The 26,397-nt window shown below is 63.7% G+C and carries 22 protein-coding genes; 14 read left to right on the top strand and 8 right to left on the bottom strand.

Annotated elements, in window-relative coordinates; genetic code table 11:
• Window position 1: 1 nt before the first annotated feature.
• From C3Y92_RS10925 to C3Y92_RS10910, 4 genes are all read left to right on the top strand, one after another.
• Window positions 2-700, top strand: a complete 699-nt coding sequence (locus C3Y92_RS10925; RefSeq protein ID WP_129352448.1) for a hypothetical protein — start codon at window positions 2-4, stop codon at window positions 698-700.
• Window positions 697-1,464, top strand: a complete 768-nt coding sequence (gene cbiQ / locus C3Y92_RS10920; RefSeq protein WP_129352446.1) for a cobalt ECF transporter T component CbiQ — start codon at window positions 697-699, stop codon at window positions 1,462-1,464. The genes C3Y92_RS10925 and cbiQ overlap by 4 nt, the downstream gene beginning before the upstream one ends.
• Complete coding sequence (locus tag C3Y92_RS10915; RefSeq protein WP_129352444.1) at window positions 1,457-2,182, top strand: energy-coupling factor ABC transporter ATP-binding protein; 726 nt, start codon at window positions 1,457-1,459, stop codon at window positions 2,180-2,182. The genes cbiQ and C3Y92_RS10915 overlap by 8 nt, the downstream gene beginning before the upstream one ends.
• A 130-nt stretch (window positions 2,183-2,312) precedes the next feature.
• Window positions 2,313-2,969 carry a hypothetical protein gene (locus C3Y92_RS10910; protein ID WP_129352442.1) on the top strand — a complete coding sequence of 219 codons (657 nt, stop codon included), beginning with the start codon at window positions 2,313-2,315 and terminating at the stop codon, window positions 2,967-2,969.
• 70 nt (window positions 2,970-3,039) lie between these two features.
• On the opposite strand, the gene C3Y92_RS10905 is transcribed toward C3Y92_RS10910, so the two are convergent.
• The 7 genes from C3Y92_RS10905 to ileS form a co-directional block, all read right to left on the bottom strand.
• Window positions 3,040-3,783: a protein phosphatase CheZ gene (locus C3Y92_RS10905; protein ID WP_129352440.1), complete on the bottom strand. Its 744-nt coding sequence runs from the start codon at window positions 3,781-3,783 to the stop codon at window positions 3,040-3,042.
• A 3-nt stretch (window positions 3,784-3,786) separates the two neighbouring features.
• Window positions 3,787-4,311, bottom strand: coding sequence for a PilZ domain-containing protein (locus C3Y92_RS10900; protein ID WP_129352438.1), 525 nt, complete (start codon window positions 4,309-4,311; stop codon window positions 3,787-3,789).
• A 17-nt stretch (window positions 4,312-4,328) separates the two neighbouring features.
• Window positions 4,329-4,769: an NIL domain-containing protein gene (locus tag C3Y92_RS10895; RefSeq protein WP_129352436.1), complete on the bottom strand. Its 441-nt coding sequence runs from the start codon at window positions 4,767-4,769 to the stop codon at window positions 4,329-4,331.
• 24 nt (window positions 4,770-4,793) lie between these two features.
• Window positions 4,794-5,762 carry a tol-pal system protein YbgF gene (gene ybgF / locus C3Y92_RS10890; RefSeq protein ID WP_129352434.1) on the bottom strand — a complete coding sequence of 323 codons (969 nt, stop codon included), beginning with the start codon at window positions 5,760-5,762 and terminating at the stop codon, window positions 4,794-4,796.
• Window positions 5,759-5,989 (bottom strand): PLD nuclease N-terminal domain-containing protein, encoded by a 231-nt coding sequence (locus C3Y92_RS10885; RefSeq protein WP_129352432.1) that lies wholly within the window; start codon window positions 5,987-5,989, stop codon window positions 5,759-5,761. The genes ybgF and C3Y92_RS10885 overlap by 4 nt, the downstream gene beginning before the upstream one ends.
• A gap of 119 nt (window positions 5,990-6,108) precedes the next feature.
• Entirely contained in the window at window positions 6,109-6,600 is a 492-nt protein-coding gene (gene lspA, locus C3Y92_RS10880; RefSeq protein WP_015860892.1) for a signal peptidase II, read from the bottom strand.
• A 3-nt stretch (window positions 6,601-6,603) separates the two neighbouring features.
• Window positions 6,604-9,426 carry an isoleucine--tRNA ligase gene (ileS, locus tag C3Y92_RS10875; RefSeq protein WP_129352430.1) on the bottom strand — a complete coding sequence of 941 codons (2,823 nt, stop codon included), beginning with the start codon at window positions 9,424-9,426 and terminating at the stop codon, window positions 6,604-6,606.
• A gap of 281 nt (window positions 9,427-9,707) precedes the next feature.
• Here ileS and carB point away from each other — a divergent pair, with 281 nt between their 5' ends.
• From carB to C3Y92_RS10825, 10 genes are all read left to right on the top strand, one after another.
• Window positions 9,708-12,944, top strand: a complete 3,237-nt coding sequence (carB, locus tag C3Y92_RS10870) for a carbamoyl-phosphate synthase large subunit (protein WP_129352428.1) — start codon at window positions 9,708-9,710, stop codon at window positions 12,942-12,944.
• 17 nt (window positions 12,945-12,961) lie between these two features.
• The gene (purF, locus tag C3Y92_RS10865; RefSeq protein WP_129352426.1) at window positions 12,962-14,377 is read left to right on the top strand and encodes an amidophosphoribosyltransferase; all 1,416 of its coding nucleotides are present in this window, start codon (window positions 12,962-12,964) and stop codon (window positions 14,375-14,377) included.
• Window positions 14,378-14,383: 6 nt separating this feature from the next.
• A complete protein-coding gene (locus tag C3Y92_RS10860) occupies window positions 14,384-14,737 on the top strand; it encodes a hypothetical protein (protein ID WP_129352424.1) in 354 nt (117 codons plus the stop codon).
• Between the two features lie 556 nt (window positions 14,738-15,293).
• The gene (gene ltrA / locus C3Y92_RS10855; RefSeq protein WP_207213993.1) at window positions 15,294-16,565 is read left to right on the top strand and encodes a group II intron reverse transcriptase/maturase; all 1,272 of its coding nucleotides are present in this window, start codon (window positions 15,294-15,296) and stop codon (window positions 16,563-16,565) included.
• A gap of 467 nt (window positions 16,566-17,032) precedes the next feature.
• The gene (locus C3Y92_RS10850; protein ID WP_129352422.1) at window positions 17,033-18,361 is read left to right on the top strand and encodes a (Fe-S)-binding protein; all 1,329 of its coding nucleotides are present in this window, start codon (window positions 17,033-17,035) and stop codon (window positions 18,359-18,361) included.
• A 1-nt stretch (window position 18,362) separates the two neighbouring features.
• Window positions 18,363-20,423: an FAD-dependent oxidoreductase gene (locus C3Y92_RS10845; protein WP_129352420.1), complete on the top strand. Its 2,061-nt coding sequence runs from the start codon at window positions 18,363-18,365 to the stop codon at window positions 20,421-20,423.
• Window positions 20,424-20,516: 93 nt separating this feature from the next.
• Window positions 20,517-22,343: an alkaline phosphatase family protein gene (locus tag C3Y92_RS10840; protein ID WP_129352418.1), complete on the top strand. Its 1,827-nt coding sequence runs from the start codon at window positions 20,517-20,519 to the stop codon at window positions 22,341-22,343.
• Between the two features lie 71 nt (window positions 22,344-22,414).
• A complete protein-coding gene (locus tag C3Y92_RS10835; protein ID WP_129352416.1) occupies window positions 22,415-22,876 on the top strand; it encodes a MarR family winged helix-turn-helix transcriptional regulator in 462 nt (153 codons plus the stop codon).
• Window positions 22,877-22,967: 91 nt separating this feature from the next.
• Window positions 22,968-24,191, top strand: a complete 1,224-nt coding sequence (locus tag C3Y92_RS10830; RefSeq protein ID WP_235669460.1) for an MFS transporter — start codon at window positions 22,968-22,970, stop codon at window positions 24,189-24,191.
• A gap of 160 nt (window positions 24,192-24,351) precedes the next feature.
• The gene (locus C3Y92_RS10825; protein WP_129352412.1) at window positions 24,352-24,954 is read left to right on the top strand and encodes a phosphoribosyltransferase family protein; all 603 of its coding nucleotides are present in this window, start codon (window positions 24,352-24,354) and stop codon (window positions 24,952-24,954) included.
• A gap of 108 nt (window positions 24,955-25,062) precedes the next feature.
• On the opposite strand, the gene C3Y92_RS10820 is transcribed toward C3Y92_RS10825, so the two are convergent.
• The gene (locus C3Y92_RS10820) at window positions 25,063-26,340 is read right to left on the bottom strand and encodes an SGNH/GDSL hydrolase family protein (RefSeq protein ID WP_129352410.1); all 1,278 of its coding nucleotides are present in this window, start codon (window positions 26,338-26,340) and stop codon (window positions 25,063-25,065) included.
• Window positions 26,341-26,397: the final 57 nt, after the last annotated feature.

The raw sequence follows: 26,397 nt of genomic DNA, 5'->3' as shown, positions 1-26,397 counted from the left end.
CATGATCTTGCACAGGATAAAGCCCGTTGCCGCGTCCCTGGCCTTGCTGGCTGTCCTGGCCGCGCCGGCCTTGGCCCACCGGGTTAACGTTTTTGCCTACGTTGAAGGCAATGACGTTGTCGTGGAATGCAGCTACAGCCGCTCCGAGCGGGTGCGTTTCGGCGACGTCGACGTCTTTGACGCCGCTTCCGGCGCGGCGCTCCTGGCCGGCAAGACCGACGAGAAGGGCGAATTCCGATTCTCTGTGCCCCCGGCCGCGCGTGCTGCCAAGGCCGACCTGCGCATTGTCCTTAAAGCCGGGGAAGGGCATCAGAACACCACCGAGGTCAAGGCGGCCGAATACCTGTCCGCCGCCCCGGCTGCCGCTCTGGCGGACTCGGCCGCGCCCGTTGCGACGCCGGCCACGTCCGCTCCCTCGAGTCCGCTGGCCGGGCCGGTCGCCGCCGCGTCGGCTCCAGCCCAGCCAGGGGGACAGGTAGCAGGCCAGGGAGTCGCCGCTCCGGCCCTGGACGCCGCCGCCCTGGAGCGTATCGTGGAAGCGGCGGTGGAGAAAACAATCGCGCCGCTGCGGGCCATGCTCGTTGGCGAAAAGGAAAAAGGGCCGGGACTGACCGAAATCGTCGGGGGCCTGGGCTGGCTGGTGGGACTGGCCGGCATCGCCGCCTATTTCGCGTCCAAGGGCAAAAAGCCCCAGCCATGATCGACGAACCGCTGGCCCGGGGCGTATCCCCCATCCACGCTCTGGACGCCCGCTGCCGACTGGCCGCCTGCCTGCTCCTGTCCCTGCCGGCCGCCCTGGCCCAGGGGCTGGCCGCGCCGCTGGGCATCCTTGGCCTGGGGCTTTTGCTGACGCTCCTTTCCCGGCCGCCCCTTGGCGTCGTGTTGCGCCGCACGGCGGCGGTCAACGTCTTTGTCGCCTTCCTGTGGCTCTTCGTGCCGGCCGCCACGCCGGGCGTCCCGGTCTGGACAGGCAACGGCCTGACCGTCACCCAGGAGGGCCTGGATCTGGCCTTGCTGGCCACGGTCAAGGCCAACGCCGTTTTTTTCTGCGTGCTTTCGCTATTGGCCACCATCCCGGCCCCGGCCCTGGGCCGGGCCATGACGGCCCTGGGCGTGCCGGCCAAATTTTCCTTCCTCTTCGTCTTCACCTACCGCTACCTGCACGTCATCGCCGAGGAGTACGGCCGGCTGGTCGTGGCCGCCCGACTGCGCGGCTTTGCCCCGGCGTCCAATGGCCGCACCTACCGCACGTACGCGGCCCTTGTGGCCATGGTGCTGGTGCGCGCCTACGACCGCTCCCAGCGGGTCTACCAAGCCATGCTGCTGCGTGGTTTCCACGGCAAATTTCCAAGCCTCGACCTATTCCGCGCCAACTGGCCGGATAGGGTTTTCCTCTGTCTCATGGCGCTCGCGGCGGCGTTGGCGGCCTACGGCGACTGGATTTCAAGGAGCGGACATGCCTGAGCCGTTGCTCGCATTGGAAAAGATCACTTTCGCCTATCCCGCCGCCGCCGCACCGGTGCTGGACGCTCTGGATTTCACCTTTTCCCCGGGACAGCGCATCGGCCTTTTTGGCCCCAACGGCTCGGGCAAGACGACCTTGCTCCACGTCATGATGGGCCTGGCCCGGCCTCAAAGCGGCGTCGTGCGCTACAAAGGCCGCGAAGCCCAAACCGAGCGCGATTTCCGGGAGGTGCGCCTGGGGATCGGCATGTTGCTGCAAAACGCCGACGACCAGATCATCTATCCCACTGTCCTTGACGACGTGGCCTTCGGGCCGCTGAACCGGGGCTTGCCCCCGGACGCCGCCCGGGAGCTGGCCGAGCGGACCCTCACGCTTCTTGGCCTGGACGGCTTTGCCGACCGCCTGGCCCACAGGCTGTCCGGCGGCGAGAAAAAGCTCGTGTCCCTGGCCGGCGTGCTGGCCATGGAACCCGAAGCGCTGCTCCTGGACGAACCCACCGGCGGCCTTGACCCCGAGACCCGGGAGCGGTTGGTGGCCATCCTTTGCCAACTGGCCAAGCCCATGATCATCATCTCCCATGACTGGGATTTCCTGGCCCACGTCACCGACACCTACTATTCCATCGAGCACGGCCGGCTCGTGCGCGATCCCGACTTCGTGCTCCACCGCCACGTCCACGGCCACCCCCTGGGGGACCGGCATCACCATCATCACTGATTGTTTTCATGGGCAAAGTTGAGGGATCGGGAGGCTATAGTTGATTAAGGGCAGAACAAATAGACAGACATATACGATTGACAGCTTAAATAAAATATCTAATAATACAACCTAAAACAAGGGGCATACTATGTTAGCTCAAGAGACCAATAAAGATTTAAATTGGGATAAGGTTCACCAAGAAGTTTTCCAGAACTTGGCTTTTAACCACGTTCAATGGATAGATAAAGCGATTGAACTGATAAAAGCTGCAAAATTACTTGAACCTGAAGTAATGCAATATTGGAATGAACTCACGCGAGCTTGTAATGAAAAACAAAAGTCTATACCCAGTGATTATTATAAAAAGCCGTATTTTATGCTCATGTCATTTGCAATTGAAAATATTTTTAAGGCGAAATACATTTTTCACAATAGCTATTTTTGTAGGCAGCGCTTTTTTGAAATCATGAATTCGAGCATTGATGAAAAAAAGAAACTAAAATCTGTATTTCCTAACGAGCTAAAAAGCCACGATCTTTATAAACTCTCTGGTTCTATTGGTCTTGATTTAACGAACGAAGAAGAAGCCCTATTGAGGCGTTTGTCATGCCATGCTGTTTGGGGTGGAAGATACCCAGTGCCTTTAGACCACAAAGATATATCTGGAACAGTAAAATTCTCCAACGGCGAAATGTATCATATACACTTTTTTTGCGAAAATGACGTGACAACTATAAATAAATTCATTGACAGCCTTCCGGAAAGGCTTCAGTTACCTATCTCTCGTTCTTGGCCAATTGAGTAACAACATTTTGTACTTTCAAGAAGCACGCCAAGCCATTGTTTGGCGTGCTTCTTAGCTGAAAAAAAGCAGCCTAGTCCAGGCCGAGCTGGGCGAGCAAGTCGTCCACGTCGCCCTGTTTGACGTCGGACTGCGGCCCCTTGAGTTCGGAGACCTTCTGTTTGGCCTCGGCCTTGAGGTCCTCAATGTTGCGGTCCGGGGCCTGGGCCTGGGCACGGATCTGCAAGCCGGTGGAAAGATAGAGATCCAGGACGATCTGCTCAACCTTCTTGATAGCCGTTATGATGCGCTTGATGCGCTGGCCGGTGAGATCCTGGAAGCTTAACGTCGTCATGATGCGCATGAGGTCTTCGCCAAGGGCCTCGTTGGCGCTTTTGAGCCGCGTGACTTCCTTGGGGCCGGCATAGCCGCCGGGCAGGCCGTCGAGGATAGCGGCGCATTCGGCTTGCAGTTCCATGTGCTTCTCGACGATGTCCATGATTTCGGACGTGGCAGATTCCGTGGTCTGGAGAATGTTGTCGAGTTGCTGGGCCGCTTCCTGGAAGAGCTGGTCGGCCTGATGTTTGCCGCTGTCGCCTTCGGCCGGCTGCTCGGCGCCGTGTTTGGCCGCCTGGACGATCTCTTTATAGATATCCTGGAGGCCGTCGCGCATCTCCTGGTTGAGGCGCTTGTGGAATTCGCTTTCCAAAAGCGCCCGGGACAAGGTCCTGGCCACTTCCTTCTCGATGGTGGCCCCGATGCTCTCGCGCAGGTCGGGCACCACTTCTTGGACGATCTTTTCCAGCAGCCGTTCGAGCAGTTCGTCGTCGTTGACCATGGCCTAATCCCACTTTTTCCCGCGAAGGTCGTCGCGCTGGCTCTGAAAGACGAATTGCACGATGCTCTCCAGGTCGCGTTCCCGGATGCGCGTGAAATCCAGGGCATACACAATACGGCCGTCGATTTCCTCGCGCCGGATAATCCGGCCCATGGCCCCGGCCAGGCGCATGGGGAAACGCGCCAGCACAATGACGGCCTCGACCGGTTGCTCCAAGGACAGCTCTTCCGTCGTGGAAAACCGCACCCCGGCCCCGCTGATTTCCGTGATGTCCATGGTCACCGGGAAGTCCGCTTCCAGCACGTCCCGGTCCTGCATGGCCAGCAGCATGTCGAGCTTGGAATTGATGGTGCAAAGCAGCGAAAAAAGCGGTTCGCTGATGCCGGGATCGCGCGGGTCCACCGTGCAGGGCGTGGATCCCATGGGCGGCGTTTCCCGGTAAAGCGGCATTTCGTCCGCGTTCGGCACAAGACGCAGATGCCCGCGCAGTCGCGTGGGGATGCGCATGTAGGTGCGTTTTTCTTCCACGGCGGCCGTCTCCCGCGTCACATGACGCCGTTTTCGAGCAGGATCTCCATGGCTTTGACCGGACACACCTTGGTGCACATGCCGCAGGCCGAGCAGGCTTCGCCGTCGAAGACCACCAGCCGGCTTTCAAGGTTCACGGCCAGGGCCTTGGTAGGGCAAAGGGCCGTGCACATGCCGCAGTGGATGCAGCTGTCCTCGTCGCGGGAAATACGCTGGGCCACCGGGGCCACGCCCACGCCCTGTTCCTGGAGATAGGCCACGCCGCGCTTGTAGGCCTCGCGCTCGCCCGTGATCTCGATGGTCATTTGGCCTTCCTGGCGCGGGGTGATCTGGGCCTTGAGGATGCTGAAGCACAGGCCATGCACCCGGGCCAGATCGCAGACCAGGGGCTTGCCCGAAGATTCGGGGGGAAAGGTCAAGTAGACGACCTTGCGATACGTTGTTGGCTGATTTTCCATAAGAGTGGCAGCTCCTGGCCGGCCCTATTTGGGCATCATGGTCTTGGCCCGGGCGGCAAAAGCGGAGTCCGGGTATTTGTCGATGACTTCCTTGAACGACAGCTTGGCCGCGCCGGCGTTGCCGAGCTTGGAGAAGGCCACGCCGCGTTTGAACAGGGCGTCGGCGTGCTTGGCGCTCTTGGGGTACTTCTCGATGACTTCCTGGTAGGACAGGGCGGCGTTGGCGAAATCGCCCAGCTGGAAATAGCACTCGCCGGTCCAGAACATCGCGTTGGCCATCAGCGGGCTGGATTTGAAGTTGCGGGCGAACTCCTGGAAAATGCCCAGGGCCTGCTGGTACTGGCGGCTGTTGAAGCTGGTCAGGCCCTTGGCGTAGACGGCGTCGGCCGGGCTTTGGGCGTCGGATGCCGGGGCCTGGACAGCCGGCGCAGGCGCGGCCGGAGCCTGGGGGGCGGCGTAGCCGGTCTGGGGATTGTAGGGCGGAATGCTGGGCTCGTCGTTGGCGGCGCCGTAGCCGGCCTGGCTCTGTCCTGCGCCGTAGGCGGGCTGGCCTTGGCCCGCGCCGTAAGCGCCCTGGGCGGCCGGCGCGCCGTAGGGTGCACCCGTGCCGTAATTGGTCTGAGGCGCGTTGCCGTATCCGGCCGCAGGCGCTGCGGCGTAACCGGTTCCCGGGGCAGTCGGAGCATGGGCCGCGCCGCCGCCATCGACATCGATGGCCAGTTGGGAGGCCATGCGGCTCACCTGGCCCTCCAGACGGGTGATTCTCCCGGCCAGTTCAGGGTCCTGGCGGTTGCCTTCCACCTGCTGGGACAATTCCTCGACTTTGGCGTTCAAACGGCGGATTTCACCCTTGGCGTTTTCCAGTTCGGCCCACATGTCGGCCGGGGTGTTGAGCGGCGCTGGGCCTTTGGGCTGGGCCGGGGCGCAGCCGCCAACCAGGGCGGCGAGCATTACGGCAGCCAAGGCCGCTGCGGCGTCGTGGCGCATTTTCATGACGGTTTATGACCTCGCTTGCGTCCCCAGATGAGATAGGCGATCCCGCCGAGCACGGGCACAAAAATGGCCAGAAGGAACCAGAACATCTTCTCGGTATGGGTGGGGAACACCCGGTAGAAGCTGTGCCATATCGCAATGAAATTGGGAAGAATGGGCAGGGCCATCAGCCCCAGGAAAAGAGCCAGTTGGCCCGGGGTCATGGCTGGCAGTTCAGGCAGAATCATGGACGACCTCTGGAGTTTTCGCCGCGCGTCCGGGCTTGGCCGGTGCGCGAGGCGCTCTGGAAAATCTTGGACATAACACTGTGTTCGTCAAAACGACGCCCCCCTTCCCGGGCGGGCCGTCAGGAATCCTGGGGCGGCCGGCGCAGGCGGTAAAAGGCGAACACCAGCCCCAGCGAGCCGAGGAAAATGGCGATATCAGCGACGTTGAAGGCCGGCCAGTGAAAGGTTTTCCAGTAAAAGTCCAGGAAATCCACAACTTCCCCGGTCTTGATGCGGTCGATGAGATTGCCCACGGCCCCGCCGAGAATAAGGCCAAGCCCGGTGATGAGCAGCTTGTCGTCGTCACGGGCCATGCGCAGCAAGTGGAAAATGATGAGCACGGCCAGGGCGGTGGCGGCAAAAAAGAAATAGGTCTGCCACTGGATGTCGGAGCGGTTGAGGAATCCAAACGCCGCTCCACGGTTGAGCACGTGGACGATGTTGAAAAAGCCCGGGATCACCGTGCGGGTGGTGTAGAGCACCATGTGGTCCTGAATCCACAGCTTGGTGAGCTGATCCAGGATGACCACCAGCACGGCGATGGGCAGGGCGATCCGGTAGCTTTTACGCATGGGCTAGATTCCCTCGGCGGCCAGCACGGTGGCGCAGCGCGGACACAGGTCCGGATGCTCCGGGCCGGCCGTTTCTTCGCTGTAGATCCAGCACCGGGCGCATTTCTGGCCCTTGGCCCGGGCCACGCCCACAAACGCGCCGGAAACGGCTTCGCAGGCGACGGCGTCGGCCGGGGCCTGCGCGGCCGGGGCCAGCGTCACCTGGGAGACGATGAACACCTCTCGCAGATCCATGCCCAAACCCGATACCGAGGCCAGCACGTCCTCGGGCAGATAGAGCGAAACGGCCGTCTCCAGGGACTGGCCCACTTCGCCGGCCTTGCGCCGGGGTTCGATGGCACGGGTCACTTCGGCCCGCAGGGCGGCCACCAGATCGAGGCGCTCGCGCAGGGCCTCGTCCAGCCGCCAGCCCGTAACGTCCAGGGGTTCCATGGCGAAAACGGACGCGCCAGGGCCGCGCTGGCCGGGCTGGGTGTGGCGAAAGACTTCCTCGGCAGTAAACGACAGGATCGGGGCCATGTCCAGGAGCAGCACGCGCAGGATGCGCCACAAGGCGGCCTGGGCCGAGCGGCGCTCGTGGGAAGCGCCGGCCGAGACGTAGAGGCGGTCCTTTAAGATGTCGAGGTAGAAGGCCGACAGGTCGGTAACGCACAGGTTGTGCAGGGTGTGGAACACCTTGTGGAACTCGTAGGCCTCATAGGCTTCGGCCATGCGCTGATGGCCGGCGGCCACGGCCTCCAGGGCGTAGCGGTCCAGGGGCAGCATGTCGGCCGGGGCCACGTCGTGGACGGCCGGGTCGAAGTCGGACAGGTTGCCGAGAATGAACCGGCAGGTGTTGCGGATGCGGCGGTAGGCCTCGACCAGCCGGGCCAGGATCTCTTCGGAGATGCGGATGTCGTCGCGGTAATCCACGGCGGAGGTCCACAGGCGCAGGATCTCGGCCCCGTGCTTGTCGATGATCTCCTGGGGCTCCATGCCGTTGCCCAGCGACTTGGACATCTTGCGGCCTTCGCCGTCAACGACGTAGCCGTGGGTGAGCACCTGCTTGTAGGGCGCGACGCCGCGCGTGCCCATGGAGGCCAAAAGCGAGCTGTGGAACCAGCCGCGATGCTGGTCCGAGCCTTCGAGATACATGTTGGCCGGAAAGCCGAGTTCCGGGCGCTTTTCCAGGACCGCGGCAAAGCTCGTGCCCGAGTCGAACCAGACGTCGAGGATGTCGGTCTCCTTGCGCCAGTGGGTCCCGCCGCACTGGGGGCAGGTCAGCCCGGCCGGCACGATGTCGTCAAGGGCCGCCTCGAACCAGTAGTCGCAGCCGCGCTCGTGGTCGGCGAATTTCGTGGCCACCGAGCGCATCCAGTCGGCGTCGTTGTAGGCCGCGTCGCAGGATTCGCAGATAAGGGCCAGGATGGGCACGCCCCAGTTGCGCTGGCGCGAGATGCACCAGTCGGGGCGAAAGGCGATCATGTTGTGGATGCGTTCCTTGCCCCAGGCTGGAATCCATTCCACGTCGTTTTCGATGGCGGCCAAGGCCTTTTGACGCAGTTCGCCGGCTTCCATGGCAATGAACCACTGGGTGGTGGCCCGGAAGATGACCGGCTCCTTGCAGCGCCAGCAGTGGGGGTAGGAGTGCTTGAGCTTCTTGGAAGCCAGCAGATGGCCGACCTCGGTCAGCTTCTCAATAACCTTGGGATTGGCCTCCCAGACGGTCAGCCCGGCGAAGTAGGGGACCACGTCCAGGAACCGGCCGGCGTCGTCCAGGGGCGAGAGGATGTCCAGGCCGTTGCGCAGGCCCGTGTCATAGTCCTCGCGGCCGTGGCCCGGGGCGGTGTGGACCAGGCCCGTGCCGGCGTCCAGGGTCACGTAGTCGGCGGTGACGATGGGGGACGGGCGGTCGTAGAAGGGATGGCGGGCGGCCAGGCCTTCCAGGGCCGAGCCCGGGGCTTCGGCCAGGACGGTGGCCTCGGTCCAGCCGAACAGCTCGCGCACGGCGTCAAGAAGCTCCAGGGCCAGGACATACTGTCCGTCGCCTGCGGCCACCAGGGCGTAAGTGAATTCGGGATGCAGCGCCACGGCCATGTTGTCCGGCAGGGTCCAGGGCGTGGTGGTCCAGATGACGGCATAGGCCTTGGCCGGATCGGCCATGGGAAAGACGTCTTTGAGCTTGGGGTCGGTCAGGGGAAAACGGACATAGACCGAGGGCGAAACCTCGTCGGCGTATTCCACCTCGGCCTCAGCCAGGGCGGTCTTGCAGGACAGGCACCAATGGATGGGCTTTTTGCCCCGGTAGACCGAGCCGTGCTCCACGAAATCGCACAGCGCCAGGGCCGTTGCCGCCTCATAGGAGGGGCGCATGGTCAGATACGGATCGTCCCAGTCGCCGAAAACGCCCAGGCGCTTGAATTCCTTGCGCTGGATGTCCACAAACTTGGCGGCGTAGTCCCGGCACAGGCGGCGCACGGTGACGGCGGGCAGGTTTTCCTTGCCTTTGGCCTTGAGTTCCTGGGACACCTTGTGCTCAATGGGCAGGCCGTGGCAGTCCCAGCCGGGCACGTAGGGGGCTTGCTGGCCGGCCAGATGGCGCGACTTGACGATGATGTCCTTTAAAATCTTGTTGAGGGCGTGGCCCATGTGCAGGTGGCCGTTGGCATAGGGCGGGCCGTCGTGGAGAATGTAGCGGGGGGCGTTTTCCCGGGCCTCGAGCATGGCCTGGTAAATGCTGTTGTCGGCCCAATATTTCAGGGTTTCCGGTTCCTTCTCCCTGAGGTTGGCCTTCATGGGAAAGGAGGTCTGGGGAAGCCGCAGAGTCTTTTTATAATCGGTGGTCATGACGGGTCCTTGCGCTTGATTCCGGCTTCGGCGCGACGCCGGAGAAACAGGCTTTTTTAATCAAGGCAGGGCGGAAGTCAAGGAAGGGCGGCCGGTCCCGGCGGGATGCCGCCAACATGCAACAATTCCGTCACCTCCGGCTCCTCCCCAAGGCGCTGCAGGCCCGGGCGGCGGCCGGCGACGGGCCATGGGCGCAAAGCCCTTGCGCGATCAAGCGAACTGGCTTATTCCTTGCCGGTTCCGCATTTGTCGTTTCACCCTCTAAAAAACCACCCCACGCCATGCCCAAACGGACGGACATTAAAAAAATCATGATCATCGGCTCCGGGCCCATTGTCATCGGACAGGCCTGCGAGTTCGACTATTCGGGTTCCCAGGCCGCCAAAGCCCTCAAAGAAGAGGGCTATGAAGTGGTGCTCGTCAATTCCAACCCCGCCACCATCATGACGGACCCGGGATTGGCCGACCGCACCTACATCGAGCCCATCGAACCCGGCACCGTCGCCCGCATCATCGCCCGGGAACGCCCCGACGCGCTGCTGCCGACGCTTGGCGGCCAGACCGGCCTCAACACGGCCGTGGCCCTGGCCGAGTCCGGCGTGTTGGACGAATACGGCGTGGACCTGCTCGGCGCGTCCCTGGACGTCATCAAAAAGGCCGAATCGCGGGAACTGTTCCGCATCGCCATGGACAACATCGGGCTGAAGATTCCACTCAGCGGCATCTGCCATACCATGGAAGACGTCAAGGAGTGGGGCAAACGCATTCCCTTCCCCATTATCGTGCGTCCGGCCTACACCCTGGGCGGCACCGGCGGCGGCGTGGCCTACAACCAGGAAGACCTGGAGAAGATCGCCTCGGTCGGCCTGGCCGCCAGCATGAAAAGCGAAATCATGCTGGAGCGCTCCATCATCGGCTGGAAGGAATTCGAGCTTGAGGTGATGCGCGACAAGGCGGACAACTGCGTCATCATCTGTTCCATTGAAAATATCGACCCCATGGGCGTGCACACCGGCGATTCCATCACCGTGGCCCCGGCCCAGACGCTCACCGACGACGAATACCAGCAGATGCGCAACGCCGCCATCGCCATCATGCGCGAGATCGGTGTGGAAACCGGCGGATCCAACGTCCAGTTCGCGGTCAATCCGGCTGACGGCGAAATGGTCATCATTGAGATGAACCCCCGCGTGTCGCGCTCCTCGGCCCTGGCTTCCAAGGCGACCGGCTTTCCCATCGCCAAGATCGCGGCCAAGCTGGCTGTTGGGTATACCCTCGACGAGATCCCCAACGACATCACCCGCGAGACCATGGCGTCCTTCGAGCCGACCATCGACTATTGCGTGGTCAAAATCCCGCGCTTCACCTTCGAGAAGTTCCCGGGCTCGGAAGACTACCTGACCACGGCCATGAAGAGCGTGGGCGAAGCCATGAGCATCGGCCGCAACTTCAAGGAAGCCATGCAAAAGGGCCTGCGCTCCCTGGAGATCGGGGCCACCGGCTTTTCGGCCATAAACGACGTCTGCGAGGCCGACCGCGACACCGTGTTGGCGGCGCTTCGCCGGCCCAATTCCCGGCGGATGTTCCAGGTGCGCGAAGCCATGCGCTGCGGCGTCTCCCTGGAAGACATTTTTGAGGCCACCTGGATCGACCCCTGGTTTTTGCGCCAGCTCAAAGAAATCGTCGATATGGAAGGCCGCATCGCCGCCTTCCCCAAGGACAAGATTTCCCCGGCCAACGCCGAGTGCCGCGAACTTGTCGCCGACGCCAAGAAAAACGGCTTCTCCGATCCCCAGCTCGCCACGATCCTGGGCCTGCCGTCGAGCCTGGACGCCCGCAAGCTGCGCAAGGACATGGGGATAGTCCCCACGTACTACCTTGTCGACACCTGCGCCGCCGAGTTCGAGGCTTACACCCCGTATTACTATTCGACATACGAAACCGGCAAGGAAGTGGCCCCAAAGGCCGCCCGCAAGGTCGTCATCCTCGGCGGCGGCCCCAACCGCATCGGCCAGGGCATCGAGTTCGACTATTGCTGCTGCCACGCATCCTACGCGCTGCGCGAGATGGGCGTGGAGTCGATCATGGTCAACTCCAACCCCGAGACCGTCTCCACCGACTACGACACCTCCGACCGGCTCTATTTCGAGCCGCTCACCTTCGAGGACGTGCTCAACATCCTGGAAGTCGAAAAGCCCGAGGGCGTCATCGTCCAGTTCGGCGGCCAGACGCCGCTCAACTTGGCCGTGCCGCTGCTCAATGCCGGCGTGCGCATCCTCGGCACCTCGCCCGACAGCATCGACCGGGCCGAAAACCGCGAACGCTTCCAGACGCTGCTGCAAAAGCTTGGCCTGCGTCAGCCGGCCAACGGCACGGCCTTTACCGTGGAAGACGCCGCGACCATCGCCGACAAGATCGGCTACCCCGTGGTGGTGCGCCCGTCCTACGTGCTGGGCGGCCGGGCCATGGAGATCGTCTACGACCGGGCCGACCTGGAAAACTACTTCAAGGTGGCCGTGGTCGCCTCGGGCAAGCACCCGATCCTCATCGACAAGTTCCTGGTCAACGCCACCGAGGTCGACGTGGACGCCGTGTCCGACGGAACCGACACCTACGTGGCCGGCGTCATGGAGCACATCGAGGAAGCCGGCATCCATTCCGGCGACTCGGCCTGCGTGCTGCCGCCGCATAGCCTTGATCCGGCGCTCATCAAGGAAATCGAGCGCCAGACCGTGGCCCTGGCCGAGGAACTCGGCGTCGTGGGCCTTATGAACATCCAGTTCGCGGTCAAGGACGGCGACATCTACATCCTCGAAGTCAATCCCCGGGCCTCGCGCACCTCGCCCTTTGTGTCCAAGGCCACGGGCGTGCCCCTGGCCAAGCTGGCCACCAAGGTCATCATGGGTCAGAAGCTCAAGGATTTGAATCCCTGGGCCGAACGCAAGTCCGGTTACTACGCGGTCAAGGAATCGGTTTTCCCGTTCAACCGCTTCCCGGGCGTGGACGTCCTGCTCGGACCGGAAATGCGCTCCACCGGCGAAGTCATGGGCGTGGACGAGTCCGTGGGACTGGCCTTCATGAAGAGCCAGCTCGGGGCCGGACAGGTGCTGCCCCAGCAGGGGACCGTGTTTCTCTCCATCGCTGACAACGCCAAGGACGAGGTGCTGCCCGCGGCCCAGATCCTCGGCGAGCTGGGATTCAAGATCCTGGCCACCAAGGGCACGGCCGCCTATCTCCAAGGGAAGGGCATTGCCGTGACTCCGGTGCTCAAGGTCTTCGAGGGCCGGCCCAATATTGTTGACCACATGAAGAACCGCGAGGTCGATCTGGTGGTCAACCTCGTGTCCGACAAGCGCACCGTGCGCGATTCCATGTCCATCCGGCAGACGGCGCTTTTGTACGGTATCCCGTACACCACCACCGCTGCCGGAGCCCGGGCCATGGCCCAGGCCATCCGCGAACTGCGCGGAGCCGGACTCACCGTGAAAAGCTTGCAGGAGTACTACGGGGCCAACTAGGCCCCGGGTGGCGCGTCATGAAAAAGGAATATTGCGGACTGTTCGGCATCTACGGCCACCCCGAGGCCGCGCGGATGACCTACTTTGGCCTCTACGCCCTGCAGCATCGCGGGCAGGAGTCCGCCGGCATCGTCACCTGGGACGGTACGCGCATCCGCGAACAGCGCGGCATGGGCCTGGTCGCCGACGTGTTCAGCGAACGCCACCTGGGCAAGGAACTCAAGGGCACGGTGGCGGTGGGGCATATCCGCTATTCCACCACCGGCGCGTCGCTTTTGCGCAACTGCCAGCCGTTTCTGGTGCGCTTTGGCAACTACAACCTCGCCATCGCCCACAACGGCAACCTAGTCAACACCATGGAGCTGCGCGAGGAACTGGAAGCCAGCGGTTCCATCTTCCAGACCACCATCGACTCCGAGGTCATCGTCCACCTCATTGCCAAGTACTTAAACGGCTGTTCCCTGGAAGAAGCCGTCATCAAGGCCTGCAACAAGGTCAAGGGTTCCTATTCCTTGCTCCTTTTGTGCAACGACAAGATCATCGCCGTGCGCGATCCCCACGGCATCCGGCCGCTCATGCTCGGCCGCATGGGCGACGCCTACGTGCTGGCCTCCGAGACCTGCGCCTTCGACCTCATGGAGGCCGAGGCCATCCGCTCGGTGGCCCCGGGCGAGATGCTCGTCATCCAGGACCGCCGGCTCCAGTCGTATCGCATCTGCGATCCCCAGCCGGTGCGCCAGTGCGTGTTCGAACTCATCTACTTCGCCCGGCCCGACTCCGAAGTCTTTGGCGAGGTGGTCTACGAACGCCGCAAGCAGATGGGCTGCACCCTGGCCCATGAAGCGCCGGTGGACGCCGATTACGTCATGCCGTTCCCCGACTCCGGTTTCTACGCCGCCATCGGCTATTCCCAGGCCTCGGGCCTGCCCTTTGAGATGAGCATGGTGCGCAATCACTATGTGGGCCGCACCTTCATCCAGCCCTCCCAGGACATGCGCGATTTCAGCGTCCGGGTGAAGCTCAATCCGGTCAAGAGCATGATCAAGGGCAAGCGCATCCTCATCGTCGAGGACTCCATCGTACGCGGCACCACCATCCGCACCCGGGTCAAACGCCTGCGCGAACTCGGCGCTCGCGAGATCCACATGCGCGTGTCCTGTCCGCCCATCCGCTTCCCCTGCTTCTACGGCATCGACTTCTCCTCCAAGGGCGAACTCATCGCCGCCCACCAGTCCGTGGACGACATCGCCCGTTTCATCGGCCTGGATTCCCTGCACTACCTCTCCATCGAGGGCCTTTTGGAGTCGGTGCGCGGCAACAGTCAGGAACCGCCGTACTGCATGGCCTGTTTCGACGGCAACTACATCATCCCGCCCTGCGGCGAGGGACTCAAAACCTGCCTGGACGACGTGTCCCTGGCTCTTTCCTGGTAGTCCTCCATGAACCTCAATATCGATCTGGCCTCGGCCAAGGACAAGTCTCTGTCCAAGCTCTTGCTCTCGGCCACCAAGCCGTTTCTCGCCCCCTACGGCGAGGTGCTGGCCCTGGAGATCAAAAGCGCCGAGCGCTCCGTGCGCGTGGACGTCCTGCCCCTGGGCGAGAGCGAACCCATCCGGGTGGAGCTGGCCGGCTACGGCCTGGCCACCGATGAAACCGGCCGTGGCTGGCTGACCTTCCAAAGCCTGACCACCTCCCGTGAGTGGCTCACGCGCATCGCCGACAAGGCCCTGGCCGACCGGCGCATCAAGCTGCCCTCGGCCACGCCCATGGCCATGTTGCAGGCCATGTTGTAGATTGTTGGAGATAGCGAATATTGCAAGCGCGCCGGGCGACCGGCGCGCTTTTTTTTATGTGTGCCGAGCATGCGCGTCAGCTTGGAGGTGCAAGTCCTCTATCCAGCCTGATGGAGGCGAAGGATTAGCGAAGGGCAAGGGCGTCGTCGTGAGGCGGGGTCTGAAGGAAGCCTGGAGCAAAACCGCGACCCGATGAACAAGAACCGGATACGAGGCAGTCATGGGCGGACGAGCGGGCATGAGATCGCGAAGTCCCTATCCATCAAGGCCCATGGCTGTATATCCGGCGGGTGTGCGGGGAAGGCGGACGTGCTTACCTCGGGAGGTCCGCGCCATGTCCCGGAATCGAGACTGAGGCGGCAGCAATGCCGCCTGATCGTGGCGCGGAAGTCAGCAGAGGCCATAGTAGGCGCAAGCCGAAGGGCCAAACGGCAAGGAGCGGTAAGTAGGCCCTATGTCTCATGGCGTTTTGCGGCGGAATACCGGTAGACCGGCCTTGGCGGGTGAAAGCAGGGGTGAAGCCCCGAGGATGCCTGTTGGAGGGACCGAAACGTCCATGGCGGCACAGGAAACCGAAAGCCCGGCGTCAACCAGGCACTTGATGGAAGCGGTCTGCGAGAGGGCAAACCTCCGGGAGGCGCTCAAGCGAGTCAAGGGCAACAAGGGCAGTGCGGGGATCGACGGCATGACCGTGGATCAGCTTACGGACTACCTCAAGGAGCACTGGCCGGACATCAGGCAACGGCTTCTCACGGGCGCGTACCGGCCCAGCCCGGTGAACCGGGTGGAGATTCCCAAGCCGGATGGCGGCAAACGCAAGCTCGGCATTCCCACCGTACTCGACCGATTCGTGCAACAGGCGGTGATGCAGGTTTTGCAGCGCCTGTTGGATCCCTCCTTCTCCGAGCACAGCTACGGCTTCCGGCCCCGGCGCTCGGCCCATCAGGCGGTGCGCCAGGCCCAGGAGCACATCGCTCGGGGCTTGCGCTTCGTGGTGGACATCGACCTGGAGAAGTTCTTCGACCGGGTCAACCACGACATCCTGATGGGGCTTTTGGCCAAGCGGCTGGAAGACAAACGCATGCTCCGGCTCATCCGTGCGTTCCTGAACGCGGGGGTGATGGAGAGAGGGCTCGTAGGCCCGACGGACGAAGGGACGCCGCAAGGCGGTCCCCTTTCGCCGCTGTTGTCGAACATCGTGCTCGACGTCTTGGACCGGGAACTTGAGAGACGCGGCCACCGCTTTGTGCGCTACGCGGATGATTGCAATATCTACGTGCGCAGTAGGCGGGCCGGAGAGCGGACAATGCACAGCATCAGCCGTTTTCTGGAAAAGCGCCTCAAGCTCAAGGTGAACGCAGGGAAAAGTGCGGTGGACAGGCCAGCCCGGCGGAAGTTTCTCGGAGTCAGCTTTACGGCCGGAAGTGAGCCGCGACGGCGGATAGCGCCGCAGGCGATCAAGCGGTTCAAAGGCAGAATCCGTGAACTGTCCGGTACGGGACGGAGTATCGAAACGACGGTGGAACGTCTATCGGTCTACCTGCGCGGCTGGATCGGGTACTTTGGATTCTGCCAGGCGAAATCAGTGCTCAAAGGCCTGGACTCATGGCTCAGGCGTCGCTTGCGATGCGTGTTGTGGCGGCAGTGGAAACGGGGGCGGAAGCGGTTTGCTGAACTGAGGTCAAGGGGCGTAGGTAAAGACCTTGCCGCTCAAACGGCCGGAAGTCCTCTCGGACCTTGGCATATCAGCCGAAGCCCGGCCCTGAGCATCGCTCTGCCCAACAGCTATTTTGCCTCACTCGGACTGCCAACCCTAGGTGCCAGGTGAACGCTTAACCTGCCGAACCGCCGTGTACGGACCCGTATGCACGGTGGTGTGGGAGGAGGGGAGCCGCAAGGCTCCCCCCTATCCCGATGAAGATGCCTCCGGCGGCTGGGGACCTGAGGCCCCCAGGCCCCCCGTATGGAGAAAGTTTTAAAGGGGTTGGGACGAAGGTTGGGTTCTTTGTCGGTCAGGAGATGCAGAAGGCCGGCGTTGCCGCTGGACGGGAACCACTTTTTATTTCCCCCATTTTGTTCCGTAAATTCAAAGCTCTTGGCAGTCTGGGCGGGCGGGCAGGAAAAAAGCCAATTTTAATTTATTTTCCTGCATGTTACCTCTGGCATACAAGGCTGGTGCAAGCTCCCTGTTCGCTGTTCGGACAACGCTTTCTTCACGAAACCGTTGCTTTTTCCGGCAATGCCGCCTTGCGTCTGCGGCGCATTTCCCTTGGATGCCCGCGCCAGGAGACCGCCATGGAACTGCTCGATCTCGCCGCCGCCCTGCCGGAACCCGAGGACCGGCTGCGCGCCCTGGACGTCCGGTCTTGTCTCGGCTGCGGGGCCTGCGCCAGCGGTTGTCCCATCCCCGGCACCCCGGGCATGGAAGGCTTCGATCCGCGCACGGCCATACGGCTTGTCGCCATGGGCCGGGAGGCCGAAGTGATCGCCTCGGCCTTCCCCTGGGTGTGCACCACCTGCGGCCGCTGCTCCCACGTCTGCCCCATGGGCATCGACCTGCCGGCCGTCTTTGCCCTGCTTCGTGGTCTGGCCCCGCGTTCTTCCGTGCCCGGAACCTTGGAGAAGGGCGTGGCCTCGGTGCTGGAGACCGGCAACACCCTGGCCATCCCCCTGGAAGACTATCTCGACACCCTGGCCGACATCGGCGGCGAATTGGCCGAAGACCAGTGCCCGGGGTTTTACGTGCCCGTGGACAAAAAAAACGTCGAACTGCTGGTATTTCTCAATTCCAAGGAAGTCTTCGGCGACTTCGACGACCTCAAGTGGTGGTGGCGCATTTTCTACAACGCCCGCGAGGACTGGACCGTGCCTTCACGCAACTGGGAAGCCGAGGACTGGGGGCTTTTCACCGGCAACGCCGACGTCTCCCTGGTTCTGGCCCGACGCAAGCTCGACCTCATGCGAAGCCTCGGCGCGGCGCGCCTTTTCATCCCGGACTGCGGCGGCGGCTCCTACGGCTGCCGCCTGGGGCTGACCACCTGCGCACTGGAAGATCCTTCCCGGCAGGTGGACGCCGTCTATTTCTACGACTACCTGCTGGATCGCATCGCCTCGGGCCGCCTCGTTCTCGATCCCGCTCGCAACTCCGGCCGGAGCTATGTCTGGCATGACGCCTGCAAACACGGCCGCGAACTGGAGCGCCATTTCGGTAAGGGCTATTACGACGAACCCCGGGCCATCCTGGCCGCCTGCGTGGGGGCCGAGAACGTCGTCGCCATGTCCCCGGACCGGGCCAACAACTATTGCTGCGGGGCCGGCGGCGGCAATTGGCCCATGCCCTTTGAAAAGGAATCCGCCGCCCACGGCCGGTTCAAGGTGGAGCAACTCGAAGCCTGCCGGGCCGACGTGGTGGTGGTCGGCTGCGCCAACTGCCGCGATCAGTTGCAAAAACGTCTGCCCCGGTTCTATCCCGGCCGCTGCCGCTACGAGGTCAAATACCTCTGGCAGCTCGTAGCCGAGACCATGATCGAAACGCCCTGGACGGCTGCGGAAGTCGCGGCGGCCAGCGAACGCTTCCGTGTGCAGCGCCAGCATTTCGAAGCCGAACTTGACGGAGGCTTTTGATATGGAGCCCCAAGACATCCTGCCTGTGGCCGTGGCCGGCGGCGGACCGGCCGGCCTGCGCGCCGCCCTGGATCTGGCTGCCGCCGGGCATGACGTTCTGCTCATTGAGGCCGGGCCGATGCTTGGCGGCGCGGCCAGACATCTGGCCGCCCTGGTCCAGACCGGGCAACCGGCCGGGCCGGCCCTGGACGCCCTGGCCCAGGCCGTGGCCGCCCAGCCGCGCATCCGCCTGCTGGCCGGCTGCCGCCTGCTGGGTGTCACCGGCAGCCCCAGAGACCTTGTGCTCACGATCCGGCAAGCCGGCGAAGCGGGAGTGTTGAAACTGCGCGCCACCGTCTTGATCCTGGCCACGGGCCTTGTTCCGTACCATCCGGGCGGACTCGACTTTTTCGGCCACGGCCCGGTCGCCGACGTCATCACCAGCATTGCACTGGAAACCATGTTGGCGGCCGGCCGTGTGCGGCGGCCCTCCGACGACGCGTCGCCGGCTTCAGTGGCCTTTATTCAATGCGTGGGCTCGCGGATGCGCCGCCCGGAGGAGCGCCCGGCCTGCTCCAGCCTGTGTTGCGCTGTTTCCCTGCGCCAGGCCCTGGCCTTGCCCGAAACCCGGCGGACCATCTATGCCATGGATCTGCGCGTCCATGCCCCGGGAGGGCAAGCTCTGGCCAACGCCGCCGAAGCCTCGGGCGCGGCCGTGCGCCATGCCCGGCCCCATACCTTGGAGGCCGGCCCGGAGGGGCGGGGCGTGATCTTTCGCCTTGTCGATGAGCAGGGCGCCGAAGTCCTTGAGCAGGTCGATCTGGCCGTGTTGGCCGTGGGCCTTGGCCCTTCGCCCCAGGGCCGGGAGTTGGCGGCGGCCTGCGGCCTGGAGACGGACAAGCAGGGGTTTGTGCCGACAAACCCTTTTGCCCCGGCCGTGACCAACCGGCCGGGCGTGTTCGTGGCCGGCGGCGCGTCCGGCCCGGCCGACGCGGCCATGGCCACGGTGCAAGGTTCGGCCGCCGCCCTGGAGGCCTTGGCCTGCGCTCCCGTGCCGAACCCACGGCGCGACACGCCGGCCGTGCTGGTGGTCGGCGGCGGCGCGGCCGGACTGGCTTGTTCCCTGGGGCTGGCCGAGGGTGGCGTTCCGGTCGTGCTTCTGGAAAAAGCCGAGGCGCTAGGCGGCAATCCCCGCAAGCATCCGACGGTCTGGAAGGGCAGCGACACCCGGCAAGCCGTGGCCGCCATGGCCGAGGCGGTCACGGCCCATCCCAACATCGAGGTGCTGTGCGGCGCTCGGCTGGTCGGTCTCACGGGCCGGGCCGGCGACTGGACAGGCGAGGCGCACACGCCTTCGGGCCAACGGCTCATCGCCTTTGGCGCGGCAGTGCTGGCCCTGGGCGGGGCCGAAGCCCGGGTGGACAGCCATCTCTACGGCCGCGATCCACGCGTCATGACCCAGCTCGAGTTTGAGAACTGGCGGCGGCTGCACCCCGGCCCGGACGAAGCGCCACGGCTGGCCGCCTTCATCCAGTGTGTGGGTTCGCGCCAAGGGCAGGGGGGCTACGACGCCTGCGCCCGAACCTGCTGCGCCCAGGCCCTGCAAGCGGCCGTGGAACTCAAAAAAGCCCGGCCCGACGCCCAGGTGGCCGTGTTTCACCGCGACGTCACCGCCTACGGCCGGTTCGAATCCCTGTATACCGAAGCCAGACGCCTGGGCGTGGCCTTTTTTCGCTACGACGACGCTTCGCCGGCCCAGGTGGAGCGGTTGGGGCCGGACCTCGTCGTGGCCGGTTTCGACCGGCTGCTCGGCCGCGAGGTCCGGTTGCGGCCCGATGTGGTCATCCTGGCCGCGCCCCTGGTCCCATCGGGCCTGGACGAGCTGGCCGGTCTTTTTGACCTGCCGCGCGGCCACCTGGGCTTTTTTATTGCCGCCCATCCCGTGTTCGCGCCGGTGGACCTGCCCCAGCCGGGCCTTTTTGCCGCCGGTCTGTGCCTTGGCCCCAAACCCCTGGACGAATCCGTGGCCGAAGGGCGGGCGGCGGCCATGCGCGCTTTGGCCTATCTGTCCGGCCGGGCCTGATCCCGGGACTTTTTCGGGGCTGGGCAGACGAAGCGTTTTTTGCTATGCGGAGAACCGTTTTCGACAGCTAAATCGTCGCCAAACAGGAACTCCATGTCGCCAAAGCCCTTTCGCAAAGCCCTCGTCCTTGGCATCGACGGACTTGATCCGGGACTGTGCCGCCGCCTTATGGCCGCCGGCCAACTGCCCCATCTCGCCCGGCTGGCGTCTGGGGGGCGTTTCGTTTCCCTGGCCACGTCCAACCCGGCTCAGAGTCCGGTGGCCTGGACAAGCCTGGCCACCGGAACCAATCCCGGCCACCACGGCATTTTCGATTTCATCGTGCGTGCCCCGGGAACATATCTGCCGCGCCTGTCGCTGACCCGGCCCGGCCCGGGCGGCGTGCCGCTTCCGGCCAACGACTGCGAGACCTTTTTCGAGGTCGCGGCCAAGGCCGGGCTGCCCACCACCGTGGTGCGCTGGCCGGTGAGCTACCCGCCGACTTTTGGCCAGGCCACGGTCCTGTCCGGTCTCGGCGCGCCCGACGTCAAGGGGCGGCTTGGCAACTACGTTCAGTATGCCGAAGAGGCGGCCGGCCAAGCTGGTCGGGGCCGTTTCGTGCCCGTGCGGTTTAATGACGGCAAGGCGACGCTAGCCGTGGAAGGCCCCATGGCCGTGGTCGCCGGCCGCAAGACCCCGGCCGTGGCCCCCCTGGCCCTGGCACGTCAAGCCGGGCGGCTAGACTACACCCTTGGCGGCCAATCCGGCAGCCTTGGGCCGGGGCAGTGGTCGCCGTATCTTGCCGTGCGCTTTGAAACCGGGCAGGGCAGTCCCGTGGCTGGTCTGGTCCGGCTGTGGCTGGGCCGACTGGACCCCTTGGAACTCTACCTCGGCCCCATCCAGATCGACCCGGCCGCGCCCTGCCTGCCCATCGCCGCGCCGGCCGGCTACGCCGCCGAGCTGGCCGACGCGCTTGGCGGCCCCTATTCCACCCTGGGTATGCCCGAGGAGACCAAGGGACTCACTGACGGCGTCATGACCGACGAGGCCTTTTTGGCTTTGTGCGACGACGTGACTCGCGAGCGCGAGGCCATGCTCGACTTTGAGCTGGGCCGGTTTCGCGAGGGCCTGCTTTCCGTGGTCTTCGATACTTCCGACCGCATCCAGCACTGTTTTTGGCGGCTGGCCGACCAGACGCATCCGCTCTATGACGCGGCCGAGGCGGCGCGCCTGGGGCCGGTCATCGACGACCACCTGGCCCGCATGGACGCCGTGGTGGGCAAGGTCATGGACGCGGCCGGGGACGACACGGCGCTTTTCGTCTGCTCGGATCACGGTTTTTGTTCCTACACCCGCTCCATCAGCCTCAACGCCTGGCTCGTGCGCCAAGGCTACATGAAGCTTAAGCCCCACGACCCGGCCGACAGCGGGGAACTGTTCCGCCATGTGGACTGGTCGGCCACCCGGGCCTTTGCCCTGGGTTTCGGCTCGGTGTGCCTCAATGTGGCCGGTCGCGAACAGCAAGGCATCGTGCCGCCGGGCGAGGCCGACGCCCTGGCCGGGGAACTGGCCGCCCGCCTGAACGCCCTGGCCGACGGTCCGGCCTCGCCCATCGCCGCCGTCCACCGCCGGGAAGCCCTCTACAGCGGCCCTCTGGCCGGGGAAGCTCCTGACCTCATCGTCGGCTGCCGGCCGCCGTACCGCCTGGCCTGGACCTCGGTCATCGGCGGCACAGGCGGCGAGGTCTTTGCCGACAACCGCCAGAAATGGTCCGGCGACCACTGCGTGGACGCGGCCTTCGTGCCGGGTTCGCTTTTTTCCAACCTGCCCCTGGCCGCAGCCGACGGCGTGTCCCAAACCCGTCTGGCCGCCACGGTCTGCCGGAGCCTGGGGTTGCCGCCGGCCTCCCACATGGACGACGACTTGTTGTCATCCTCGTAAAGCGGCCTTGACGCGGTCCTGTCCGCGACTTACTGTTTCTAAAGCTAACTATTAATCCCAAGGATACCGCCATGACCGATCCACTCGACACCTGCGCCCGCGAGCTGCTCGATGTCATGCCGCTTATTATGCAGGATCTGCGGCGCACCATGCGCAGCCAGAGCGCCCCGGACCTGCGCGTGCCGGAGCTGCGGAGCCTGGCTTTTTTACGGCACAATCCCGGCTCCAACCTCACCGATCTGGCCGAGTACATCGGCGTCTCCCTGCCCTCCATGTCCAAGCTCGTCGATACCCTGACCTACCGGGGCCTTATCGAACGCACACCGGATGCCCAGGACCGTCGCCGGGTACGCCTGGGCTTGACCGAGGCCGGCTACGCCATCCTGGCCAAGGCCCGGGAAGCGGTGAAGGCCTCCTTTGCCGCCAAGCTCGCCCGGCTGGAACCGGACGACGTGGAACTCGTCACCGCCAGCATGCGTCTTTTACATACGCTGTTCACCCAGCCCCAGGAAAACGGCACGTCCAGCGCCTAGCGCGCCGCCAGGCCATGTCTTCATTGGTCTGGCGCTGCGCGTCTCTTCGTTTCCCATGCCGACTCCAAACGCCAAAGCCCGGGAATTGCTGTTGCGTTCGTTTCGCCACCGCAATTTTCGGCTGTTTTTCGCCGGGCAGTTCATCTCCCTGACCGGCACCTGGATGCAGTCCGTGGCCGTGTCCTGGCTGGTCTACCGCCTGACCGGCTCCAGCCTGGCCCTGGGGCTGACCGGGTTCGCCAGCCATATCCCGGTCTTTGTCTTCGGCCTTTGGGGCGGCTGTCTGGCCGACCGGGGCAACAAGCGCCGCATCCTCATCCTGGCCCAGGCCGCCGCCATGGTCCAAGCCCTGACGCTCGCCTGGCTGGCCCTTTCCGGCACGGCTGTCCTGTGGCAGGTAGTCGGCTTGGCCGCCTTCCTGGGCCTGGTCAACGCCGTGGAGATGCCCACGCGCCAGGCCTTTGTGGTGGACATGGTGGGCCGCGACGACCTGCACAACGCCATTGCGCTCAATTCCTCCATGTTCAACAGCGCCCGGGTGCTCGGTCCGGCCCTGGCCGGCCTGCTTGTGGCCGCCCTCGGCGAGGGCTGGTGCTTTTTTTTAAATGGGGTCAGCTACTTGGCCGTCATCGCCGCCCTGGCCGCCATGCGTCTGCCGCCGGCCGCGCCTTTGGCCGCCTGTCCGCCGGCCGTCGGGGCCATCCGCCAGGGGCTGGCCTACGCCTATGGCGACGAGAAGATTCGCGCCATCTTAAGCGCCCTGGTGGTGGTAAGCCTGTTTGTGTCGGTGGTCATGGTGCTGTTGCCGGTGGTGGTCAACGCCGTCCTTGGCCAGGGCGCGCGGGAGCTGGGCTTTATGACCGCCTCCATGGGCGCGGGCAGCGTGGTCGCGGCCGTGACCTTGGCCCTTCGGCGCGAAAGCCGGGGCCTGTCGCGTTGGCGGGCGGTCTGCGGGCTTGGGGTGGGGCTGTGCATGATGGCCTTTGCCGCCTCCCGCAGTTATGCTCTTTCGGCTGTCATCGCCGCCGTCCTGGGCTTTTGCCTGATTCTTTTTTTCGCCGCCTCCAACACCATTCTCCAATTGCGCACCCCGGACGCCATGCGGGGCCGGGTCATGGCGCTGTATGCCGTCACTCTGGTCGGCATGGCCCCCTTTGGTTCGCTTCTGGCCGGCGGCGCGGCCAGCCTGCTCGGCGCGCCCGTGGCCATAGCCCTGGCCGGAAGCCTTTGCCTGGCGGGCGTGGCGGCAAGTTTATATTTTGAGGCCGCCGGACAAAAAGCCGGCCAGGACGGCCCAGGCAAGCCCACGCATTGACAGCAGCCAGGGCCGGCGTCACAACACGGACCAATCCGCCAGTTCGCCGCCGTCCGGGCGGCCAAAGGAGTCCGTCCATGCACCACACCCTCCGCCTGCCCATCCCGGAGATGTTGCGCGAACATCTGGCCATGTACGACGCCCACCGGGAGACGGCCCAGTGATCGCCCTTGCCCAGGCCCTTATGGAGCGTTGCTGGGAAGCCGGGGCGGTGGTGGTGCAAAACGCGCCCATCACCCTCAAATCCGGCCGCCAGAGCCATGTCTACGTGTCGCTGCGCCATTTCGTCTGCGAGTCGGCCAATCTGGCTCTTTGCGGCGACGTGTTCGGGGAATGGCTGGAAGGCCGGGAGTTGACCCTGGGCAGCGTGTCGAGCCTGCTTTCGCCGGTGCTGTGCGGGGCCTTTGCCGGCCGTTTCGACCTGCCGTTGGCCCTTTTTCGGGCCGACGCCTCGGAAAAGGGGCTGTCCGGCCAGGTGTTTGGCGGCGAAAAGGGCGGGGCCGTGGTCCTTGTGGACGACGTGCTGAGCTCGGGCGGCACGGCCGTGGAAGCGGCTCGGGCTTTTGCCGAAAAAGGGCTAGGCAAGGCGTCGCTTTTCGTCTTCGTGGACAAGCGGCCGCAAAGCCTGCGGGTGCACTTTCCCCTGCCCGTGGCCGCTCCGCTGAATCTGGGAGAGCTTTTGCGCCACGGCATCAAGGCCGGGTATCTGCGCGGGGAAGCCCTGGGCTTTGCCGAAAAAGAGCTGGCCTTTCTGGCGGACTAGGACCGCGTCCCTGTAAGCCGCAGGCGCATTTCGCCGTTCGGGATCAAAACAATTGCTGACTCCAGCAAATCCCGGCGTTTGTTTGCTGGGACCTGAGAGGAGATGCGGTTAGGGCTTGCCAAGGACCTCCTCGATGACCCGGGCCGTGGCCAAGGAGTAGACCTCGCCGCCCTTGTCGCTCATATGGCCGTCATGGGGCAGGCAGAACCACGCGTACATCTCTTCCTTGGATTTGTCCTTGGGCAGATATTCCCGCATCAGTTTCACCGAGAGCCAGGGCGCGGCAGCAAGCAACGCCTTGGTCGTGTCTTCGGCCGGCTGCCACGTCAGATCGTCATAGGTCGGATTGAGCATCCCGAAAAACATCTTGCCGGGAAACATGTCGCGGATGGCTTTCATGCTGTCCGCTGCCTGGAGAATGATTTCTTCCTGAGTCAATTCGCGCTTTCTCGTTTCCGGTCCCTTGAACCACTCCGGATGACGCAGGTCGGTCAGGGACGGCGATTTCCCCAAGGCCATGGCTATGGAATACGGGTAAAAGGATGTCAACAGTTGGCCACGCAGAAACCGGCTGACCACTTCCTGCTTCACTTTGCGGACCTTGGTCGGATCGGCGGCAATCTCCGGCGGCAGAGACAAATTATACGAGTGGCGGCAAGTGTCGTTGGAAAAATCCACTGGCGGCTGTTCGCAGGACACGCGCAAGTAGCCGACTTCCTTGCCCTCGGCATCGATCGGGACAGGAATTTCGCCGCTGACCAACTGCTTGGCTTTATCCTTGAGGGGATTGTCGATTTCCGTCGTGCAATTGTTGCATCGAGGGAAATCAGCGGCAATAAAGTTGACGATCACCATATCTGGATTGAGCTTTTGGGCGATCCTGGCCAAATTCACGAAATCGGGAAAACCGGCCGCATACATGCCAAGGTTGTAGACTTTGAACGTGGTGACGCCGAGCTTGTCTTTGAGGGCTTTGTCCGTGTTAAGAACGTCCTCCAGCCGGTCTGGCCAAGGCTCCATCATTTGCACGGATGCCGTAAACGAATCGCCAATGATGGCGATTCGATACTCGCCAGTTTTTTTGACCGGATCATAGTTTCGTCTGGAAACAAGCCCCATGTTGTTGAAATGGTATATGGACTTCCAAACGATGTCGGATTTTTCGTCGTAGACGTAGTAGAAGTGTGTCCTGTTGGGCGTCTCCCAGCCCAGAGGATCGGTATTTCCCGGCTGTTCGGCATCGCTTTGGACAAATGTGGACGTCGTCTTGAAATTGCCGAGAAGATATTTGTGCGCCAGCCAAAATCGTGCACCAGCTTCCACGAACACAAACGCCAGAAGCAGCGAGGCACAAACCAACAAGACATTCTGGAGGGATTTTTTCATGGCAAGCCTGAATATTCGACGTTGGGCGGGCCAGAACAGCAGAAAAAAAAGCGCGAG

The organism is Solidesulfovibrio carbinolicus (assembly GCF_004135975.1).
GTDB lineage: Bacteria > Desulfobacterota > Desulfovibrionia > Desulfovibrionales > Desulfovibrionaceae > Solidesulfovibrio > Solidesulfovibrio carbinolicus.
The sequence above is the reverse complement of the archived record's forward strand: the minus strand, read 5'-3'. Positions and strand labels throughout refer to the sequence as shown.

What these genes read in the sequence shown, in the direction of transcription:
- C3Y92_RS10925 (WP_129352448.1), top strand. Translation starts at nt 2, where the DNA reads ATGATCTTGCACAGGATAAAGCCCGTTGCCGCGTCCCTGGCCTTGCTG.
- cbiQ (WP_129352446.1), top strand. Translation starts at nt 697, where the DNA reads ATGATCGACGAACCGCTGGCCCGGGGCGTATCCCCCATCCACGCTCTG.
- C3Y92_RS10915 (WP_129352444.1), top strand. Translation starts at nt 1,457, where the DNA reads ATGCCTGAGCCGTTGCTCGCATTGGAAAAGATCACTTTCGCCTATCCC.
- C3Y92_RS10910 (WP_129352442.1), top strand. Translation starts at nt 2,313, where the DNA reads ATGTTAGCTCAAGAGACCAATAAAGATTTAAATTGGGATAAGGTTCAC.
- C3Y92_RS10905 (WP_129352440.1), bottom strand. Translation starts at nt 3,783, where the DNA reads ATGGTCAACGACGACGAACTGCTCGAACGGCTGCTGGAAAAGATCGTC.
- C3Y92_RS10895 (WP_129352436.1), bottom strand. Translation starts at nt 4,769, where the DNA reads ATGGAAAATCAGCCAACAACGTATCGCAAGGTCGTCTACTTGACCTTT.
- ybgF (WP_129352434.1), bottom strand. Translation starts at nt 5,762, where the DNA reads ATGAAAATGCGCCACGACGCCGCAGCGGCCTTGGCTGCCGTAATGCTC.
- C3Y92_RS10885 (WP_129352432.1), bottom strand. Translation starts at nt 5,989, where the DNA reads ATGATTCTGCCTGAACTGCCAGCCATGACCCCGGGCCAACTGGCTCTT.
- lspA (WP_015860892.1), bottom strand. Translation starts at nt 6,600, where the DNA reads ATGCGTAAAAGCTACCGGATCGCCCTGCCCATCGCCGTGCTGGTGGTC.
- ileS (WP_129352430.1), bottom strand. Translation starts at nt 9,426, where the DNA reads ATGACCACCGATTATAAAAAGACTCTGCGGCTTCCCCAGACCTCCTTT.
- carB (WP_129352428.1), top strand. Translation starts at nt 9,708, where the DNA reads ATGCCCAAACGGACGGACATTAAAAAAATCATGATCATCGGCTCCGGG.
- purF (WP_129352426.1), top strand. Translation starts at nt 12,962, where the DNA reads ATGAAAAAGGAATATTGCGGACTGTTCGGCATCTACGGCCACCCCGAG.
- C3Y92_RS10860 (WP_129352424.1), top strand. Translation starts at nt 14,384, where the DNA reads ATGAACCTCAATATCGATCTGGCCTCGGCCAAGGACAAGTCTCTGTCC.
- ltrA (WP_207213993.1), top strand. Translation starts at nt 15,294, where the DNA reads ATGGCGGCACAGGAAACCGAAAGCCCGGCGTCAACCAGGCACTTGATG.
- C3Y92_RS10850 (WP_129352422.1), top strand. Translation starts at nt 17,033, where the DNA reads ATGGAACTGCTCGATCTCGCCGCCGCCCTGCCGGAACCCGAGGACCGG.
- C3Y92_RS10845 (WP_129352420.1), top strand. Translation starts at nt 18,363, where the DNA reads ATGGAGCCCCAAGACATCCTGCCTGTGGCCGTGGCCGGCGGCGGACCG.
- C3Y92_RS10840 (WP_129352418.1), top strand. Translation starts at nt 20,517, where the DNA reads ATGTCGCCAAAGCCCTTTCGCAAAGCCCTCGTCCTTGGCATCGACGGA.
- C3Y92_RS10835 (WP_129352416.1), top strand. Translation starts at nt 22,415, where the DNA reads ATGACCGATCCACTCGACACCTGCGCCCGCGAGCTGCTCGATGTCATG.
- C3Y92_RS10820 (WP_129352410.1), bottom strand. Translation starts at nt 26,340, where the DNA reads ATGAAAAAATCCCTCCAGAATGTCTTGTTGGTTTGTGCCTCGCTGCTT.